Source organism: Dyella marensis, assembly GCF_049532885.1.
Classification (GTDB): domain Bacteria; phylum Pseudomonadota; class Gammaproteobacteria; order Xanthomonadales; family Rhodanobacteraceae; genus Dyella_D; species Dyella_D marensis.
This window is the reverse complement of the sequence record NZ_CP064029.1, coordinates 461735-480860: the sequence shown is the minus strand read 5'-3', so window position 1 is coordinate 480860 and position 19126 is coordinate 461735. Positions and strand designations below refer to the sequence as shown.

The window sequence follows — 19126 nt, the reverse complement described above, 5'->3', positions numbered from 1 at the left end:
AGCACCCGCCCCTCATCCGGCTGCCGCCACCTTCTCCCCGGCGGGGAGAAGGATTCTCTATTTGGCGCTGGCTAAATCGCCGGTGGTCCACCCGCCACCCAACGCCCGCACCAGCTGCACACTCGCCCGCAGCTGCCGCGTATCCAGATCCAGCAAGGTTCTCTGCGCATCCAGCGCCGCCGTCTGCGCCTGCACCACGTCGAGATAGCCCACCGCGCCCTGCCGATACCGATCCATCGCGATATCCAGCGAACGCTTCGCCGCGTCCGCCGCGTCCTGCTGGTCGTTGCGGGCCGTGCCGAAGTGATCGAGCTGGGCGAGGTTGTCCTCCACCTGCTGGAACGCGTTGAGCACCACGCCGCGATAGCGCGCGCCGGCTTCCTCGGTGGCGGCCTTGGCCGCTTCGACGCCGGCCTTGCGGCGGCCGCCGTCGAACAAGGTGAGCAAGGCCGTCGGGCCGATCGCCCAGAACTGGTTGGGCGCCGTGAACAGGCCGCCATAGCGGTCGCTCTGGAAACCGCCCTGCGCGCTCAAACCCAGCGACGGGAAATACGCCGCGCGCGCGATGCCGATCCGCGCATTCGCCGCGGCGACGCGGCGCTCGGCGGCGGCCACATCCGGACGGCGCTGCAGCAGCGTCGACGGCACGCTAACCGGCACCGTCGGCAAGGGCAGCGCCGCGGTGTCGGCCTGCAACGAGAAGTTGGAAGCGGACTCGCCGACCAGCGACGCGATCGCATGCTCCACCAGCGCACGCTGCGCCTGCGTCTGCGACCACTGCGACTTGGCCGAGGACAGCTGCGTCTGCGCGCGCGCCACGTCCAGGCCCGAAGCGATGCCGCCGCTGTGGCGCGTCTGCGTCAGCTCCAGCGCCTTCTGATAAGCGGCGATGCTTTCCTTCAGCAGCTGGATCTGCTGATCGAGTCCGCGCAGCACCAGGTAGTTGTCGGCCAGCTGCGCCTGCAGGCTCAGGCGTGCGGAGGCCAGATCCGCGGCCGCGGCCAGCGCATCGTCCTTGCCCGCTTCGACCGTATTGCGCACGCGGCCCCAAAGGTCCACTTCGTAATCGACCTCGGCACCGAGCGTGTAGCTGTCGTAGTTGGCCGGCGAGGTGGCACCGCGCAGCGGACGCGTATCCGACTGGCGGTCGCGCTGCGCATTGGCATTGAGGCCCGCCTGCGGGAACAACCCCGCGCGCGCCTGCTGGCTGAACGCCTGCGCCTGCTGGTAATGCGCCAAGGCAGCGGCGAGGTCGGCGTTGTTCTTCAGCAGGCGCTGCTGCAGATCGCTCAAGCGGGCGTCGCCGTACAGCGTCCACCAGCCGTCGCGCGGCAGCTGGTCCGAGGGCTGCGCCGCCACCCAGCTCTTGCCGTAGGCCTCGCCGTGCTCCTGGAACTGCTCGGCCACCGGTACCTCCGGCGCCTTGTACGCCGGCGCCAGCGAACAGCCGGCCAGCAGCGCGGCCAGCGCGAGGGCGAGAACGCGCTCAGGCCTTCTTTGCATTGCCGCGCCCCTGGTTCTTGGCCAGTTCGGTGTTGTCCTTCTCGGCAGTGCGCACCTGGTCGCCGTCGACCAGGCCGTCCGGCGGGCTTTCGATCACGCGGTCGTCCGCGCCCAGGCCCGAGCCGATCTCCACCGTCTTGCCGTAGTCGCGCAGGATGGTCACCTGCTTGAAGGCGATCTTGTTGTCCGCGCCCAGCGTGGCGATGCGCGTGCCCTTGTCGTCGATGATCAGCGCGCTGGCCGGCACGCGCAGCGCGGCGGCGTCGCCGGGGCGGTCCAGCCGCACGCTGGCGAAGCTGCCGGGCATCAGCTTGCCGTCGGCGTTGTCGACCGCGAGCTGGATCAGCGTAGTGCCGGATTCGGCGGCCACCGCGCCGGCGGAAGCTTCCACGCGCGCCTGGAAGGTGCGGCCGGGATACTCCGGCAGCGACAAGGTGGCGATCGCGCCCGGCTTGATCGACGGCGCGTAGTTCTGCGGCACGCGCACGTACACGCGCAGCTTGCGCACGTCGGACACCACGAACAGTTCCGGCCCGCTGCCGCTGCCGGCGTTGATCAGCGCGCCGACGTCGGTCTCGCGCGCGGTGACCATGCCGTCGAACGGCGCGACGATGCGGGTAAAGCCCTTCAGCGCCTCGATGCGGTCGACATTCGCCTTGGCCGCCTTGGCGATGGCCTGCTTGGCGGTGAAGTCGCCGGTCTTCTCGTCCACTTCCTGGCGCGAGACCGAATCCGAACCGAGCATGGCCTGCCAGCGCTTGGCGGTGGTGGCGGCCAGCGCGGCATTCGCTTCGGCGCTGGCCAGGTCCGCCTTGGCCTGCAGCAGCTGCTGGTCCAGGTCCGGCGTTTCGATTTCCGCCAGCAGCTGGCCGGCCTTTACCGGCGCGCCGATGTCGACCTTCCAGGATTTCAGGTAACCGCTGACGCGCGCATAGATCGGCGCGCGCGCATAGGCTTCGAGGCGGCCCGGCAGATCGAGCGAGGCGCCGGCGGCGCTGCGTTCGACCGGCACCACGCTCACCGTGGGCACGGCCTGCTGGTCGGTCCAGTCCTTGAGCTTGCGCGCGTCGTTGGCGCGGGTGACCACGCCGGCGGCGACCACGGCGACGACCACGACGGCGCCGATGATGCCGGCGCGGCGCAGGCGGTGCACCGGCACGGGACGGGGGGTGTGAGGAGCGTTAGACATGGACGGGCTCTCCGGAAACCGAAGCCGGGTCGGCGGCGCGGCCATGCCGCGCGTGGATGATGCGGAAGACGACAGGAACGAAGAACAGCGTGGCGACCGTGGCGAAGATCAGGCCGCCGATCACGGCGCGGCCCAGCGGGGCGTTCTGCTCGCCGCCCTCGCCCAGGCCCAGCGCCATCGGCGCCATGCCGATGACCATCGCCAGCGCGGTCATCAGCACGGGGCGGAAGCGCACGAAGCCGGCCTCCATCGCCGCCAGATGCGCGTCGCCGTGCTCGGCCAGGCGCTCGCGGCAGAAGCTCACCACCAGGATCGAGTTCGCCGTGGCCACGCCCATGCACATGATGGCGCCGGTGAGCGCCGGCACCGACAAGGTGGTGCCGGTGGCGAACAGCATCCACACGATGCCGGCCAGCGCCGCGGGCAGCGCGGTGATGATCACGAACGGATCGCTCCACGACTGGAAGTTCACCACGATCAAGAGATAGATCAGCACCGCCGCGCCGAGCAGGCCGAAGATCAGGCCGGAGAACGCGCTGTTCATGGTCTTGACCTGGCCCAGCAGCGCGGTGGACGAACCCTTCGGCAGCTGCTTGGCGTGCGCGGCGACGATGTTCTGGATATCCGCCGCCACGGCACCGAGGTCGCGCCCCTGCGTGGTGGCGAAGATCTCCACCATCGGCTGGATGTTGTACTGGCTCACCACCGCATTGCTGGTGCCGCGCTTGATCGTGGCCAGGCCGCCGAGCAGCTGCGAGCTGCCGCCGCCGCTGGAGGTGACGGGGATGTTCTCCAGCGCCGACAGCGAATCGAGCTTGTACTGCGGCGTCTGCATCACGATCGGGTAGGAGATCTGGTTCTGCGGATTCAGCCAGAAGGTCGGCGCCACCTGGCTGGAGCCGGCCAGGTTCACCACCAGGCTGTTGGTGACGTCGCGCTCGGTCACGCCCAGCAGCTGGGCGCGGGTGCGGTCCACGTCCACGGCGAAGGTGGGGTTGGCCTGCGACTGCTGGATGCGCGCATCGGCCACGCCCGGCACGCGCCGGATCTCGCGCAGCAGCGTGTTGGCGTAGGCGAAGTTCTGCGGCAGGTTGTTGCCGCGGATCTGCAGGTCGATCGGCGCGGGCGAGCCGAAGTTGAGGATCTGGCTGATGATGTCCGCCGGCGGGAACGAGAAGGTCACGCCCGGGAACTGCCGCGGCAATTCTTCGCGCATGCGGCGCACGTACCCGGCGGTGGGCCGGTGGCCTTCGTTGAGCGCGATCTGGATGTCGCCGTCCCACGAACCGATCGTGCCGGTGTTGTTGTAGGCGGTGTTGATGCCGCTGATCGGCTGGCCGATGTTGTCCACCACCGTGCCCAGTTCCTCCGGCGGCACGATGCGGCGGATCGCCGCCTGCACGTTGGCGAAGATGGTGGCGCTCTCCTCCACGCGCGTGCCGATCGGGGCGCGCACGTGCATCAGGATCTGGCCCGCATCCACCGCGGGGAAGAAGTTGCGGCCCAGGAACGGCACCAGCGCAAACGAAGCCACCACGAAGGCGAGGAAGCCGCCGACGAACACGCGCCGGTGTTCCAGCGCCATCGCCAGCAGGTCGCGGTAGGCCGCGCGCACGCGCTCGAAGCGCGCCTCGAAGCTGCGCTGGAAACGCACCAGCGGGTTGGACGAAGGCGGCAGCGCAGCGCTGTTGCCGTGCTCGTCGGTGTGCGGCGCGTGCGGCTTGAGCAGGTACTTCGCCATCGTCGGCACCAGGGTGCGCGACAGGATGAACGAGCAGATCATGGCGAACATCACCGCTTCGGCCATCGGCACGAACAGGAAGCGCGCCACGCCTTCCAGGAAGAACATCGGCACGAACACGATGCAGATGCACAGCAGCGAGACGAAGGCCGGCGTCACGATCTGGCGCGCGCCGTCCATGATCGAGGTCTCCACGTCCTTGCCGTGTTCCAGGTGCCAGTTGATGTTCTCGATGGTGACCGTGGCGTCGTCCACCAGGATGCCCACCGCCAGCGCCAGGCCGCCCAGGGTCATGATGTTGAGCGTCTCGCCCACCGCCGACAGCGCGATGATGGAGCCGAGGATCGCCAGCGGGATCGAGGTGGCGATGATCACGGTGGAGCGCCAGCTGCCCAGGAACAGCAGGATCATCAAACTGGTCAGCGCCGCGGCGATGATGCCTTCCTTCGCCACGCCGCCGATGGCCGCGCGCACGAACAGCGACTGGTCGCCGATGGGCGCGATCTGCAAGGTGTCGGGGAAGCTGTCCTTCGCGTCGCGCAGTTTCTGCTTGACGCCGTCGATGATGGCCAGGGTCGAGGCCGAGCCGTTCTTCAGCACCGTCATCAGCACCGAGCGGCCGCCGTCGACGTGCACGATATTGCTCTGCGGCGGGTTGCCGTCGCGCGCCTGCGCCACGTCGCGGATGTACACGGTGGTGCCGTTGACCGTCTTGATCGGCAGGTCGCCCAGCGCGCGGATGTCCGACGGCGCGTTGTTGAGCTGCAGCGTGTATTCGTATTCGCCGATCTTCTGCGTGCCCACCGGCACGATCAGATTCTGCGCGGCCAGCGCATTGGCCACGTCCTGCGCCGACAGGCCGCGCGCCTGCAGCGCGGCCGGATCGATGTCGATCTGCACCTGGCGCGTCTTGCCGCCGAACGGATACGGGATCGACGCGCCCGCCACCGAGGTGAGCACCGGACGCACCGCGTTGGTGCCGAGGTCGCCCAGGTTCTGCTCGCTCAGCCCCTTGCCCGACAGCGCCAGCTGGATGATCGGCACGGTGGAGGCGTTGTAGTTGAGGATCAGCGGCGGCGTGATGCCCGGCGGCAGCTGGCGCAGCAGGGTCTGCGCGACCGCGGTGACCTGCGCGTTGGCGGTGCGGATGTCCACCGTCGGCTGGAAGAAAATCTTGATCACGCCGAAGCCGTTGATCGACTGCGCCTCGATGTGCTCGACGTCGTTCACCGTGGTGGTGAGCACGCGTTCGAACGGCGAGGCGATGCGCCCCGCCATCTGGTCCGGCGGCAGGCCGGTGTACTGCCACACCACGCTGATCACCGGAATCTTGATGTCCGGGAAGATATCGGTCGGCGTCCGCATCGCGGACAGCGGGCCGATGATCATGATCAGCAGGGCGAGAACGACGAAGGTGTAGGGCCGCGAGAGCGCGATCCGGACGATGCCAAGCATGCGGGGGATTCCGAGCGCGAATGTTGCGTCGCGAAATTTTGCCACGGCACCCTGGCCGGGCGTTCGGTTATCCGGATGAAGATATTTTCATTATTGATTTACCCCCCACGCCGAGACGACCTAGCCCCCTCTCCCCTCCCGGGAGAGGGCTGGGGTGAGGGGCCGGGCGGAGCGTTAGGCTGAGGGTCGCAAGAGACGTAAGAGCCTTTCTTCTCTTCGTAGCGGCGCTACCGCAAGCACCCGCCCCTCATCCGCCTGCCGGCACCTTCTCCCCGGAGGGGAGAAGGCTTGCTTCGTCGAGCGGCGCCTGCACCGTGCGCGACAGGCAGGTACCCGGCACTTCCCCCGGCTTCACCGTATAGCCGTACAGCGTAATACGCGAACCGGGCCCTTCCTTCTGCTCGCCGATATCCAGCGCAAAGCCATGCAGGCGCACGATCGCGCTGACGATGCTGAGGCCCAGGCCCGAGCCGGGCATCGCGCGGCTGTTATCGCCGCGGTAGAAGCGGCGGGTGACGGCATCGCGCTCGTTCGCGGGGATGCCGGGGCCCTGGTCCAGGATGCTGATGCGCGGGCCGCGGCTGTCCATGCGCGCGCGCAGGCGCACTTCGCCGCCGGCGGGGGTGAACTTGATGGCGTTGCCGACCAGGTTGGCCAGCGCCTCGAACAGCAGATGGGCGTCGCCGCGCACGGACACCGTGGGTTCGATATCGAGCACGAAAGGCTGGCCGCGGTCCTCCGCCACCGGCGCGTAGAACTCGTGCACCTGCTGCAGCACGCTGCCCAGGTCCACCTCGTCGAAGCAGGCGCTGCGCCGGCCGTCTTCCAGTTCCGATACGCGCAGCAGCGCGCGGAAGCGGCCGAGCACCTGGTCGATGTCGACGATGCTCGCTTCCAGCAGCGCGGCCTCGGGCTGCTCGGCCAGCTGCTGCTGCGCGCGGTACAGCCGCGCGCGCAGGCGGGTGAGCGGCGTGCGCAGGTCGTGGGCGATGTTGTCGCAGACGCCCTTCACTTCGTTCATCAGGCGCTCGATCTCGTCGAGCATGGTGTTGACGATGGCCGCCAGCACGTCGACTTCGTCGCCGCGGCTGCTCACCGGCAGGCGCTTGGCGAGGTCGCCCTGGCGGATCGGATCGGTGGCCTGCTGCAGCATGCGGATGCGTTTTTCCGGGCCGCGGCGCAGCAGGAAGCCGCCGAGCAGGCCGGGAATGATGGTGAGCGACACTGCCCACAGCAGCGCTCGCCACACCACGGCGCCGAGACCGTCGACGGTGCTGTTGTCCTTGGCGATGACCAGCACGCGGCCATCCGCGAGCTTCGTGGCCAGCGCGCGGGCGCGCACGCGGCTGCCGTCGCGGTCGGGGCGCGGCAGGCCCTGCGCCAGCAGGCGCACCTTGCTGTCGGCGGCCAGCTCCGCCGGCATGCGCGCGATATTGCCGGCCAGCGGCTTGCCGGCGGCGTCGAACAGGCCCACCGACATCACGCCGTGCGGGTCGATGGTGATGGCGGCGTCCACCGTGGCGGGCAGGCGCGAGGTGTCGGTGTTCGCCAGATAGTGCATGCGCTGTTCCAGCATCTGGTCGATCACGGTATTGAGATAGCGCGTGGTCTCCCACTGGATGACGCCGACCAGCACCAGGCCCCACACGGCGAACAGCGCGCCGTAGATCAGGATCAGGCGGGAGGTGGCGGAGCGCCAGGCGTTGGGGCGATTCATGCCGATAACCTCACGGCGGGGCCGCCGCGTTCTGGGGTGCCGAGGTGATCATGTAGCCGGTGCCGCGCACGGTGCGGATCAGCGGCACCTGGCCGGACCCGTCGATCTTGCGCCGAAGCCGGCCGATGTGCACGTCGATCACATTGGTGCCGGGGTCGAAATGGAAGCCCCACACCGCCTCGAAGATCATGGTGCGGGTGAGTACCTGGCCGGAATGGCGCATCAGGTATTCCAGCAGGCGGTATTCGGTGGGCTGCAGGGTGAGCGGCTGGCCGTTGCGGAAGGCGACGTGGCGCACCCGGTCCAGTTCCAGCTCGCCGACGCGCAGGCGCGTGTCGTGCGGCTGCGGCTGGCGGCGGCGCAGCAGCACTTCGGCGCGCGCGGCCATCTCGTCGGGGGCGAAGGGCTTGGTCAGGTAATCGTCGCCGCCGGCGCGCAGGCCGCGGATGCGGTCGTCCACTTCGCTGAGCGCGCTGATCATCAGCACCGGCGTTTCGATCTGCTGCCGGCGCAGCGCCTCGACCACTTCGATGCCTTCCAGGCCGGGCAGCATGCGGTCCAGGGTGATCAGATCGTAGGCCTGGGCGCTGGCGCGGGCCAGGCCCTCGCGGCCATCGGCCACCCATTCGGCGGTCATGCCGTGCACGCTGAGCTCGGCCACGATCTCGCGGGCGGTAACCTCGTCGTCTTCGATGACCAGGACTCTGGGCATGGCTATGGACGTCCGGACGTCTATCTGTCGTGTCGCAAAAAACCGACGGCCCCGGGTGGGGCCGTCGGCAATCGTAACGCTGCAACGGAGAATCAGGCGGCGAACAGGCCGCGCATCTTCTTCATCGCATTGGCCTCGACCTGGCGGATGCGCTCGGCCGACACGCCGTACTCGTCGGCCAGGTCCTGCAGGGTGGCCTTTTCCTCGTTCAGCCAGCGGCGCTGGATGATGTCGCGCGAGCGCTGGTCCAGCTTCTGCAGGGCGTCGCTCAGGGTTTCGAGCTGGTTGTCGGCCTGGTCGGCGTCGGCGATGTTGTCGTACGGGTCGGCGCCTTCGTCGATCAGGAACGCGGCCGGCGCGGGCTTGGCGTCATCATCGGCGTCGGCCGGGGCTTCGAAGCCGATGTCGCGGCCGGACAGGCGGGCTTCCATCTCGCGCACGGTCGCTTCCGGCACGCCCAGGTCCTTCGCCACCACGCGCACTTCCTCGGCGTTCATCCAGCCCAGGCGCTTCTTGCTCTTGCGCAGGTTGAAGAACAGCTTGCGCTGCGCCTTGGTGGTGGCCACCTTGACGATGCGCCAGTTGCGCAGGATGAACTCGTGCATTTCGGCACGGATCCAGTGCACCGCGAAGCTGACCAGGCGCACGCCCTGGTCCGGGTCGAAGCGCTTGACCGCCTTCATCAGGCCGATATTGCCTTCCTGGATCAGGTCGCCGATCTGCAGGCCGTAGCCGCTGTAGCCGCGGGCCACGTGGACCACGAAGCGCAGATGGGACATCACCAGCTTGCGGGCGGATGCGAGGTCTTCTTCTTCCTGATAGCGGCGCGACAGCGCCTGCTCTTCTTCCTGGCTGAGCACCGGGATGCGGTGTACCGCCGAAATATAAGCATCCAGACTGCCGACGACGCTGGGCACCGGCAGGTTGGCGGTCACCAAAGCTTGAGACATGTGTGGATCCTCCTGGGGTCGAATTCAGCTTAGCACTCCCTCAGTGAGAGTGCTAAAGCGGTCGGGAGTTCCTCAGCGGGTGATCCCGGCTGCTTTATTGAACCGAATCGTACAGGAATACGGGGTTCCTGTCCAGACGCAGGCCACGGTAGCCGCCCGGCCCTCAAGTCCCCGTTAATCGAACCTCATCGCAAGGTTCACGTAAGGCTTTTCCTACCGTGCGGCGGGGGCTGCGCCGACAGACAGGCGGCGTCCCGGAGGCGTCCCATCGACCGGCCCGGCGGGGTGCCGGGCGTTCCATGCGGACATTCACTCTCCAAGGAGCAAACCAGATGCGCGTTGCAAAATGGCTGTTGATCGCCGCGACCACCGGCGTGGCGGGCCTGTTCGCCGGCTCCGTCGCCGCCGAGCCGAACTGTACGGTGTGCCTGAAGGGCTACCAGGGTTGCGTCAACAAGGACCCGAACAATGCGGCGAACATCGCCGCATGCATGGCGCAGTACTCCACCTGCCTGGCCTGGTGCGGCGAGCCGTCCGCCACCGCGGCCCAGCGCCGCGCCCTGCTGGACGTGCGGCCGTACCGGCCGGACCTGTCCGCCACCTCGACGGCCACCGCCCTGCCCCCGCCGCTGGCGCCGCGGGCTCCCTGATCGCAGGGGACTCCACGGAGGGTGCCGCCGGCACCCTCCTCGCCGTCAGGCGGCCAGTTCGCTGCGCCGGGGCAGCGACCAGTCGATCGGTGCCTGGCCGTGCTCTTCCAGATAGCGGTTGGCCGCGGAAAAGTGCCCGCAGCCCAGGAACCCCCGGTGCGCCGACAGCGGCGACGGGTGCACCGAGCGCAGGATGCAGTGCCGGCTGCTGTCGATCAGCTGCCCCTTGCGCTGCGCATACGAACCCCACAGCAGGAACACCAGCCCTTCGCGCTCGCGGTTGAGCGCGTCGATGGCGGCGTCGGTAAAGCCCTCCCAGCCCTTGCCCTGGTGCGCGGCGGCCTGGCCCTGCTCCACCGTCAGCACCGCGTTGAGCAGCAGCACGCCGCGGTCGGCCCAGGGGGTTAGGCAGCCATGGTCCGGCGGGGCGATGCCCAGGTCGCGCTGGATCTCCTTGAAGATGTTCTGCAGCGATGGCGGCGTCGGCACGCCCGGCCGCACCGAGAAGCACAGCCCATGCGCCTGGCCGGGGCCGTGGTAAGGGTCCTGCCCCAGGATCACCACCCGCACCTGCTCGAACGGCGTGTGCTCGAACGCGGCGAAGATCTCCGGCCCGGGCGGGAAGATCACCTTGCCGTGCTGCTTCTCGCTGCGCAGGAAGGCCGACAGCGCCTGCATCTGCGGCCGCTCCAGATAGGCGCCGATGCGCTCCTTCCAGGACGGCTCCAGCTTGACCCGGCCCTCGTTCATGCGGCCTGGTCGTCGCGCTGGCGCAGATGCCGCGCCACGCGCAGCTGGAACAGCACCTTGGTGATCAACAGCTTCTCCTCGATCGGTTTCTCCACCAGGTCGTTGGCGCCGGCCTTGAGCAGCGCGGCCTGGTTGGCGGGATTCTCGTCGCCGGTCATCACCAGCACCGGCAGGCGGCCCTTGCCGTAGGCGTAGTCGCGGCGGATGCGCTCCAGCAGGTCGCCGCCGGTGAGCTCGCCTTTCAGGCTGACGTCGGTCAGCACCAGGTCGGCGCCGATCTGGCCCTGCGCCTTGGCCACATCCAGCCAGGCGAGTGCGTCCTCGGCACTGATCACGTGGCGCACGGTCAGGCCGTATTTTTCCAGGATGCGGCGGGTGGCCAGGGCGACCACGCGGCTGTCCTCCACGTAGAGCACCTCGCCCTCGGCCGAGCTTTCCGGGCGCACATAGCCGCGGATGAACTCGGCCAGCGCCTGGAAACCCAGCGACTTGTCGAAGTAATCGGTGACGTGCTCGCCCAGGGTGCGGCGGTGCAGGCGGTCGTCGACGTCGCCGGACACCACCACGATGGGCACATAGATCTGCGGCGCCGATTCGCGCACGTAGCGCGCCAGCTCCAGGCCGTCCATGTCCGGCAGGCGCAGAGCAATGGTGATGAAGTCGAACACGCCGCCCTCGAGCAGCTGGTGCGCTTCCGCACCGCTCGCGCAGCCCACCACCTCGGCGTCCGGCAGCTCCACCTTGAGCACGCGGCTGATCAGCTGCCGCACCACTTTCGAACCGTCCACCACCAGCACGCGCGGCGCGGCGCTGACGATGCGGTTGCTGAAACCTTCACTCATTGACCGATCCATCCACGCTCAGCGGCCTCCTTGCCGAACCATCGATGGACGCCCCCTTGCGCCCTCTCATCCGGGCATCTTGCCCTGCCGGCGCGGCAGCTGCCTGCGACCGGCGTCACTTTCGTTATTGTCCTAAGCGGCCTTGCGCAGCTGCCAGGCACTGACCAGGCGCGCGCCCAGCCAGCCCAGCACCGCCGCGGCCAGCGGCACCGCGCCCAGCAGCCACAGCGGCAGCATGCCGAGCTGAAGCTTGCCCTCGTAGACATGACCGAGCCGTGTCACCGGCTCGGCCAGCGCCATCTCGATCAGCAGCGCCATGCCGGCGGCCAGCACGCCGCTGAACAGGCCGTACCAGATGCCCGCGTACAGATAAGGCCGGCGCACGAAGGCGCCGCTGGCGCCGATCAGCATCAGCACGCCGATCTCCTCGCTGCGGCTGGCGATATCCACGCGCACCGTATTGCCCACCACCAGCAGCACGGCCAGCGCCAGCAGGCCGGCCAGGATCAGCACCACCCGGTTGCCCACCCCCAGCAGCGCGTCCAGGCGCTGGCGCCAGGTGCCGCTGTCCTGCACCAGGTCCACGCCCTGCAGGGCGCGCAGGTCGGTGACCAGGCGGGCCACGTCGTCGGCGTTGGCGCCGGGCTTGGGCAGCACTTCCACCGCATACGGCAGCGGATTGCTGTCCAGCGTGTTCAGCGCGCCGGAGAAGCCCTGCATCCTGGCCAGTTCGTCCATGCCCTGCTGCGGGCTCTTGATCGTTACCGAGGCCACGTCCGCGCGCTCGCGCAGCTTGGTCGCCATCAGCTCCACCGCCGGCCCGGTCTGACCCGGCTGCATGAACACCGACACGGCCTGGTTCTGCCCCAGCGCCGCGCCGAGCTGCTGCACATTGCCCAGCAGCAGATAGAAAGTAAGCGGCAGGGCCAGCGCCAGCGCCATCACCGCCACCGTCAGCAAGGTGCCGACCGGGCGCGCCATCAAGCGGCGCAGGCTGGCGCCGGCACTCCAGGCGTGGTGGTCGCGCCAGCTGGCGACGGGGCGCGGGCGGCTGCGTTCGACCCGGTTCGGCTCGGCCACGATCGGCGCGTCGAGGTTCTGCGGGGCGCTCACAGCACCTCCTCCGAGGCGATGTCCGCCACCAGGCGGCCGTGGTCCAGCACCACCACGCGCTTGCGCATGCGCTTGATCAGCGGCAGGTCGTGGCTGGCGATCAGCACGGTGGTGCCCACCTGCTGGAATTCGGCGAACAGGCCCATGATTTCCACCGCCAGCTGCGGATCGAGGTTGCCGGTGGGTTCGTCGGCGATCAGCAAGGTGGGCTTGGCCACGATGGCGCGGGCGATGCCCACGCGCTGCTGCTCGCCGGTGGACAGCGTGGCCGGCAGCTGGCGCTCGTAGGCGAGCAGGCCGACTTTCTCCAGCGCGGCGCGCACGCGCCGGCCGCGCTCGGCCGGGGCGACGCCGCCGATCACCAGCGGCAGTTCCACGTTGGCGAAGACGGTGCGGTCCATCAGCAGGCGATGGTCCTGGAACACCATGCCGATGCGCCGGCGCAGCTTGGGAATGCCGCCGCGGCCGATCTTGGCCAGGTTCTGCCCATCGAGCGAGATGCTGCCGTGCGACGGGCGCTCGATCAGCCCGAGCAGCTTCAGCAGCGTGCTCTTGCCGGCGCCCGAATGGCCGGTGACGAAGGCCATCTCGCCCGCCGCCACCTGAAAAGACAGCTGCGAGAGCGCCTCATGGCCGCCCTCGTAGCGTTTGCTGACTTGGTCGAAGCGGATCACCGCGTGTCCTCGATCCCTGATGCCGCACTGCCCGCAAGGATAAGGGATGCGCGCAGCAAAACGATCACCGCGCAGGCCGCCGCGACGCGATCGGCGTGCGCGGCGGCAAGCAGGTTCAGCGGCCGGTGAACAAGCGCGCGAGGCGGCGGAAGAAACCGGGCTTCTTCGGCGCGGTTTCCTTCGCGTGCACGGCGGCGGTGGCCGCCACCTGGCGCGACGGACGCGGGCCGGCATCGGCGCCGCGCTCGCGCTGGGGACGATGCCCGTCGCGATTGCCGCGCGAACCTTCGCCAGCGGCGGCGGCCGGAGCGGCGTTCTCCACCGGCGCACCCTCGCGGCGGCGGCCGCGGCCGCCACGGCGGCGGCGGCGCTTGTTCGGGCCTTCCGCACCGGCGGCATCGCCGCCGGCCGGGGTTTGCGCATGCACGGCCACGGCCTGCACGGCTTCATCGGCTGCCGGCACGGCTTCGCGCGGCTTGCGCTCGCGCGGCGGACGGCCCTCGCTGGAGCGGCTCTCATTGGAGCGGCCTTCGCCGGAGCGGCGCTCGCCCGAACGGCGCTCGCCGGACCCGCTGCGGCTGCGCGGACCGCGTCCGCCGCCGTCCTTCTCGCGGCTCTCGACCTTGTCGCCGAACGCGGCGCTGTCGGCCGCGGCGTCGGCGGCGTACTGCGCGTCGATCTCGCGCGGCTTGGGCATCACCAGCATTTCGGGATCGATCGCCGCCACCGGAATGCGCTGGCCGATATAGGTTTCGATGTCCGGCAGCGACATGGCGTACAGGTCGCAGGCGAAGCTGACCGCGTCGCCCTCGGCGCCCAGGCGCGCGGTGCGGCCGATGCGGTGCACGTAGTCCTCGGCGTCCTGCGGCAGGTCGTAATTGAAGACGTGGCTGACCGCCGGGATGTGCAGGCCGCGCGCGGCCACGTCGGTGCACACCAGCATGTCGAGCTGGCCGTCCTGGAAGCGCTGCAGCAGCTTCTGGCGCTTCAGCTGCGGCACGTCGCCCGAGAGCGCGCCGACGCGGTAGCCCTGGCGCTTGACCCGATCAGTGATGCGCTCGGCGGCCATCTTGGTGTTGACGAAGATGATGCTGCGGCTCGGGTTGGTGCGCTCGAGCAGGTTCAGCAGCAGCGGCATCTTCTCCTCCTTGGAGGGGAAGTAGACCACCTGGCGCACGCGGTCGGCGGTGACGTTCTCGGTCTCCACCACCAGCTTCTCGGCGTTGTGCATGTGCTCGTAGGCCAGCTCCAGCACGCGGTGGCTGAGCGTGGCCGAGAACAGCAGCACCTGGCGCTGCTCGCGCGCCGGCAGGCGGCGGAAGATGAAGCGCACGTCCTTGATGAAGCCGAGGTCGAACATGCGGTCGGCCTCGTCGATCACCATCACTTCGACGCCGTTGAGGCCGAACACGTGCTGCTTGTAGTAGTCGAGCAGGCGGCCGGGCGTGGCGATGATGATGTCGCAGCCGTCCTGCAGCTGCTTGCGCTGCTTGTCGTAGTCGACGCCGCCGTAGATCAGCGCGGTCTTCAGGCCGGTGTGGCGGCCGATATTGCGCGCGTCCTTGTCGATCTGGATGGCCAGCTCGCGGGTGGGGGCGATGATCAGGGCGCGCGGGTCGCTGTCCTTGCGCTCGGCCACGGCCGGGCTGGTCAGCAGGCGGTTCATCAGGGCGACCAGGAAGGCGCAGGTCTTGCCGGTGCCGGTCTGGGCCTGGCCGGCGACGTCGCGGCCGGTGAGGGCCATGGGCAGGGTCAGCGCCTGGATCGGCGTGCAGCGGGTGAAGCCCGCCTCGTCGAGGCCCTGCTGCAGCAGCGGATGGAGGTCGAAATTGGTGAAAAAGGTATCGGTAAGAACGGTTTCGGACATGGATAAGAGTCGGTGAGGTAGGCGGCCGGGTGGCGGCTCGCCCTGTCCCGGCGGCGGTCGGAAAGCCTGAAGGACGGGTTAAGGTGCGGCGCCGGCCAGCGCGACGGGTTGGCCGGTCAGCGGCGAGGGCTCGCGGGTTACCGCGGTGCGCCTCGCGACTGGCGCCGAGGTGGCGGGCCCAGGCGACCGGCAGTTCCGCCGACATAGGGAAACAGGCCCCTTGCCCGTTTTCCTATATCGCCGGAACTGCCGCGAAGGCGGCCCTTGAATCGCTTGAATCGTGCCCTGAGTTACGCTGGAATGGAGGCCTGCCGCAACGGCATCACTTCCTTATTCCGGTCCGACCCGCGCTTCATGGGCGCCCCAGTGTAGCCGATGCTGGCCGCGCGGTCGTCAAACCATCCCCCGCCTGTCAATCGGAGACCCCGGTGAGCGACCTGATTACCCACGTGAGCGACGACGCCTTCCAGAAGGAAGTGCTGGAGTCGGATACCCCCGTCCTGCTGGACTTCTGGGCCGAATGGTGCGGCCCCTGCAAGGCCATCGCGCCGGCGCTGAACGAACTGGCCCAGGAGTACGAGGGCAAGCTGCGCATCGCCAAGATCAACATCGACCACAACCAGAAGACGCCCCGCGACTACGGCGTGCGCGGCATCCCCACCCTGATGGTGTTCAAGAACGGCAAGGTCGAGGCCACCCAGATCGGCGCCGTCAGCAAGGGCCAGCTCAAGCAGCTGATCGACAAGTCGATCTGAGCCTTCGATCCGAATACCGGATCTTTCGCACCCGCCGCCCGCTTTACGGCGCCGCGCGGCGGGTGTTAGATTCCCCGGGCCTGTCGGGACTTCCGTCCCCCGCGCCCTTCGCGCCCCGCGCGCACCCTTCCCTCCTGTGATTAACGGCGCCCCGTGAGGTTTGCCCGTGTCTGATATCGAAAGCCAAGACCAGAACGACGCCAAGAGCGCCGAGCCCAAGACTGCGTCCGAAACGCCGCGCACCCGCGCACCGCGTAAATCCGCCGCAGCCGCCGCAGCAGCCGCCGCCGAGAGCGCGCCCCGCGTGGAAAAGCCCGCGTTCGAGCCGCCGCCGCCGCTGCCGCCCATCCCCGTGCAGGCCAGCCTGCCGGTGGACCAGGCGCCCGGCAGCTTCCAGGGCGATGCCGCACCCCGCGAGGGCGCGCCGCCGCAGCAGGCCCGCGAGGGCGGCCAGCCCCAGCAGCAGGGCGGCCAGAATCCGAACAACGACCGCCGCAACGACCGTAATGACCGCGGCCGCCGCCGGCGCCACGAGCGCAACAACAACCAGCCGCAACAGCAGCAGCGCGGCCAGGGTGGCGGTGGTGGCCAGCAGCACGTCCGCAACAACAACGGCCTGCCGGTGGACGACGACTACGCCGACGCCGGCAGCAACGACCGCCTGATCAACCTCACCGAGCTCAAGCGCAAGAACGCGATCCAGCTGCTGGAATTCGCCGAATCGCTGGGCATCCAGGAAGGCGTCGCCCGCGCCCGCAAGCAGGACGTGGTGTTCAGCATCCTCAAGGCCCATGCCCGCTCCGGCGGCGGCATCTGGGCCGAGGGCGTGCTGGAAATCCTGCAGGACGGCTTCGGCTTCCTGCGTTCGGCCGACGAGTCCTACCTGGCCGGCCCCGACGACATCTACGTCTCGCCCAGCCAGATCCGCCGCTTCAACCTGCGCACCGGCGACTACATCACCGGCCGCGTGCGCCACCCGAAGGAAGGCGAGCGCTACTTCGCGCTGCTGAAGGTCGACGACATCAACGGCGACCCGCCGGAAGCATCGAAGAACAAGATGCTGTTCGAGAACCTGACGCCGCTGTTCCCGCGCAAGGCATTCCATCTCGAGCGCGGCAACGGCTCCACCGAAGACATCACCGGCCGCATCCTCGACCTGGTGGCGCCGATCGGCCGCGGCCAGCGCGGCCTGATCGTGTCGCAGCCGAAGTCCGGCAAGACGATGATGCTGCAGAACGTGGCGCAGGCCATCCAGTACAACCACCCCGACGTGCATCTGATCATGCTGCTGATCGATGAGCGCCCGGAGGAAGTGACCGAAATCGCCCGCACCGTGCGCGCCGAGGTCATCAGCTCCACCTTCGACGAACCCGCCGTGCGCCACGTGCAGGTGGCCGAGATGGTGATCGAGCGCGCCAAGCGCCTGGTCGAGCACAAGAAGGATGTCGTCATCCTGCTCGACTCCATCACCCGCCTGGCCCGCGCCTACAACACCGTGGTGCCCAGCTCCGGCAAGGTGCTCACCGGCGGTGTCGACGCCAACGCCCTGCAGCGCCCCAAGCGCTTCTTCGGCGCCGCGCGCAACGTGGAGGAAGGCGGCTCGCTGACCATCATCGCCACCGCGCTGACCGACACCGGCAGCAAGATGGACGAGGTGATCTACGAAGAGTTCAAGGGCACCGGCAACATGGAAGTGCACCTGAACCGCCGCATCTCCGAGAAGCGCGTCTACCCGGCCATCGACATCAACCGCTCCGGCACCCGCCGCGAAGATCTGCTGATCGACCCGGACATGCTTTCCAAGATCTGGATCCTGCGCAAGCTGCTGCATCCGATGGACGAGCTGGCGGCGATGGAGTTCATGCTGGACAAGATGAAGAACACCAAGACCAACGACGAGTTCTTCAACTCGATGAAGCGCTGACGCCTCACCGCGTTCCGCTCGATAAGGCCGGCTTCATGCCGGCCTTTTTTTTTGGCGCAGGCGGGCGCACCGCACGCCAACTGAAAATTGGGAGTCTTCCCTAAGCCATCGTGGCTAGCCCAAGCCACATGCGGCTTGCGGCGAATACGGCCGCGCATGTGCGCAAATATTTCGGAGTTCGCCGCATTTATTCGGGTTTCTGGCTGAGTGTATTCAAGCTTCTCCCTAACGCGAGAGGCATACGCTCATGCAGCACACGAAAGCGCAGCAACCGGGATTCGCACGTTATCTGCCTCTGCTCCTGCTGGCCTTCGCGCCGGCCGCCTTGGCGGAAGACCGCATCCTTCCCGAGATCAACTACACCGGCACGCTGGTCACGTCCAATCCCAATACCGTGGGCAAGGGCGCGCTCATCCTCACGCCCAACCTCATCTACCTGTATGCGAACGAACGCTACAACCGCTCGGGAGAAACCAGGAAGCTCGCGCATCCGTATTCGCAGTGGCAGGTGCTGCTGCCGATCGCCTACGGCATCACGCCGCGCCTCACCGGCAAGTTGAACCTCGGCGCCACGCACACCTCCGAAAACGGCAAGCACACCACCGCCATGCGCGCCACCGACGCCTCGGTGCGCCTGCAATACCTGCTGCAGGCACCGAGCCGCGACGGCACCCGCGCCGCCATCTCGTTCTTCGTGCAGCACAACCTGCTCACCGCCCCCTACGACTCGCTGCGCGACCACGCCTTCGACGGCATGGGCAGCGGCGCACGCCGCACCACCCTCTCGCTGCTCGCACAGCGCACCTTCTGGATGCCGAACGACCGCCCCCTGCGCATCCGCGGCCAGCTCTCGTGGAGCCCGCGCCCACCCGCCGTGCGCCTGCGCGACATCAGCGTGTACAACACCCCGCGCGGCTTCCGCGGACGCTACCACCCCGGCGCGCAGTTCAACCTCAGCGTAGGCGCCGAATACAGCATCGATCCGCGCTGGGTGCTGGCCATGGACGTCAGCGCCAACCGCCAGGGGCGCGCATGGCTCGACGGCAAGGTGCGCCGCAAGGACGGCAGGCACTGGGCCATGCAGCGCACGGACGACTACAGCTCGGTTTTCAGCGTAACGCCGGGCATCGAATACAACTTCAACAGCCAGTATGGGTTGATCGTGGGGGCGCAGGTGAGCTTTGCGGGGCATAACACGCGGGCGTTTGTCAGTCCGCGGGCGGCGTTCAATATGGCGTATTGAATGAAGGTCGCCGCGATGGAAGAAGAAGCGGACAGGCCGCT

15 protein-coding genes are annotated in these 19126 nt (G+C 68.5%); 4 read left to right on the top strand and 11 right to left on the bottom strand.

Going from position 1 to position 19126, the window contains the following annotated elements; translation table 11 throughout:
- Window positions 1-57: 57 nt before the first annotated feature.
- From ISN75_RS02025 to rpoH, 6 genes are all read right to left on the bottom strand, one after another.
- Window positions 58-1503: an efflux transporter outer membrane subunit gene (locus tag ISN75_RS02025; RefSeq protein WP_343821740.1), complete on the bottom strand. Its 1446-nt coding sequence runs from the start codon at window positions 1501-1503 to the stop codon at window positions 58-60.
- The gene (locus ISN75_RS02020; RefSeq protein WP_167252699.1) at window positions 1487-2692 is read right to left on the bottom strand and encodes an efflux RND transporter periplasmic adaptor subunit; all 1206 of its coding nucleotides are present in this window, start codon (window positions 2690-2692) and stop codon (window positions 1487-1489) included. Before ISN75_RS02020 ends, ISN75_RS02025 begins: the two co-directional genes overlap by 17 nt.
- On the bottom strand, window positions 2685-5888 hold the full coding sequence (locus tag ISN75_RS02015) for an efflux RND transporter permease subunit (RefSeq protein ID WP_343821742.1): 3204 nt from the start codon (window positions 5886-5888) through the stop codon (window positions 2685-2687). The genes ISN75_RS02020 and ISN75_RS02015 overlap by 8 nt, the downstream gene beginning before the upstream one ends.
- A 247-nt stretch (window positions 5889-6135) precedes the next feature.
- A complete protein-coding gene (locus ISN75_RS02010) occupies window positions 6136-7605 on the bottom strand; it encodes a sensor histidine kinase (RefSeq protein WP_167252701.1) in 1470 nt (489 codons plus the stop codon).
- Window positions 7606-7615: 10 nt separating this feature from the next.
- Entirely contained in the window at window positions 7616-8317 is a 702-nt protein-coding gene (locus ISN75_RS02005; protein ID WP_214569407.1) for a response regulator transcription factor, read from the bottom strand.
- Between the two features lie 92 nt (window positions 8318-8409).
- Entirely contained in the window at window positions 8410-9267 is an 858-nt protein-coding gene (gene rpoH / locus ISN75_RS02000) for an RNA polymerase sigma factor RpoH (protein ID WP_167252703.1), read from the bottom strand.
- A gap of 332 nt (window positions 9268-9599) precedes the next feature.
- On the opposite strand from rpoH, the gene ISN75_RS01995 reads away from it, so the two are divergent.
- Entirely contained in the window at window positions 9600-9917 is a 318-nt protein-coding gene (locus ISN75_RS01995; protein ID WP_167252704.1) for a hypothetical protein, read from the top strand.
- Between the two features lie 45 nt (window positions 9918-9962).
- Here ISN75_RS01995 and ung read toward each other — a convergent pair whose 3' ends face one another.
- From ung to ISN75_RS01970, 5 genes are all read right to left on the bottom strand, one after another.
- On the bottom strand, window positions 9963-10667 hold the full coding sequence (ung, locus tag ISN75_RS01990) for a uracil-DNA glycosylase (RefSeq protein ID WP_343821744.1): 705 nt from the start codon (window positions 10665-10667) through the stop codon (window positions 9963-9965).
- Window positions 10664-11509 carry a response regulator gene (locus ISN75_RS01985; RefSeq protein WP_167252706.1) on the bottom strand — a complete coding sequence of 282 codons (846 nt, stop codon included), beginning with the start codon at window positions 11507-11509 and terminating at the stop codon, window positions 10664-10666. The genes ung and ISN75_RS01985 overlap by 4 nt, the downstream gene beginning before the upstream one ends.
- A 132-nt stretch (window positions 11510-11641) precedes the next feature.
- Window positions 11642-12622, bottom strand: a complete 981-nt coding sequence (gene ftsX / locus ISN75_RS01980) for a permease-like cell division protein FtsX (RefSeq protein ID WP_423385120.1) — start codon at window positions 12620-12622, stop codon at window positions 11642-11644.
- Window positions 12619-13296 carry a cell division ATP-binding protein FtsE gene (ftsE, locus tag ISN75_RS01975; RefSeq protein ID WP_167252707.1) on the bottom strand — a complete coding sequence of 226 codons (678 nt, stop codon included), beginning with the start codon at window positions 13294-13296 and terminating at the stop codon, window positions 12619-12621. The genes ftsX and ftsE overlap by 4 nt, the downstream gene beginning before the upstream one ends.
- 115 nt (window positions 13297-13411) lie before the next feature.
- Complete coding sequence (locus ISN75_RS01970; RefSeq protein WP_343821747.1) at window positions 13412-15163, bottom strand: DEAD/DEAH box helicase; 1752 nt, start codon at window positions 15161-15163, stop codon at window positions 13412-13414.
- A 428-nt stretch (window positions 15164-15591) separates the two neighbouring features.
- On the opposite strand from ISN75_RS01970, the gene trxA reads away from it, so the two are divergent.
- The 3 genes from trxA to ISN75_RS01955 all read left to right on the top strand — a co-directional run bounded on the left by trxA (window position 15592) and on the right by ISN75_RS01955 (window position 19085).
- On the top strand, window positions 15592-15918 hold the full coding sequence (gene trxA / locus ISN75_RS01965) for a thioredoxin TrxA (RefSeq protein WP_167252709.1): 327 nt from the start codon (window positions 15592-15594) through the stop codon (window positions 15916-15918).
- A 166-nt stretch (window positions 15919-16084) separates the two neighbouring features.
- Window positions 16085-17842 carry a transcription termination factor Rho gene (rho, locus tag ISN75_RS01960; RefSeq protein WP_167252710.1) on the top strand — a complete coding sequence of 586 codons (1758 nt, stop codon included), beginning with the start codon at window positions 16085-16087 and terminating at the stop codon, window positions 17840-17842.
- 247 nt (window positions 17843-18089) lie between these two features.
- Window positions 18090-19085, top strand: coding sequence for a hypothetical protein (locus tag ISN75_RS01955; RefSeq protein WP_343821749.1), 996 nt, complete (start codon window positions 18090-18092; stop codon window positions 19083-19085).
- Window positions 19086-19126 lie beyond the last annotated feature (41 nt).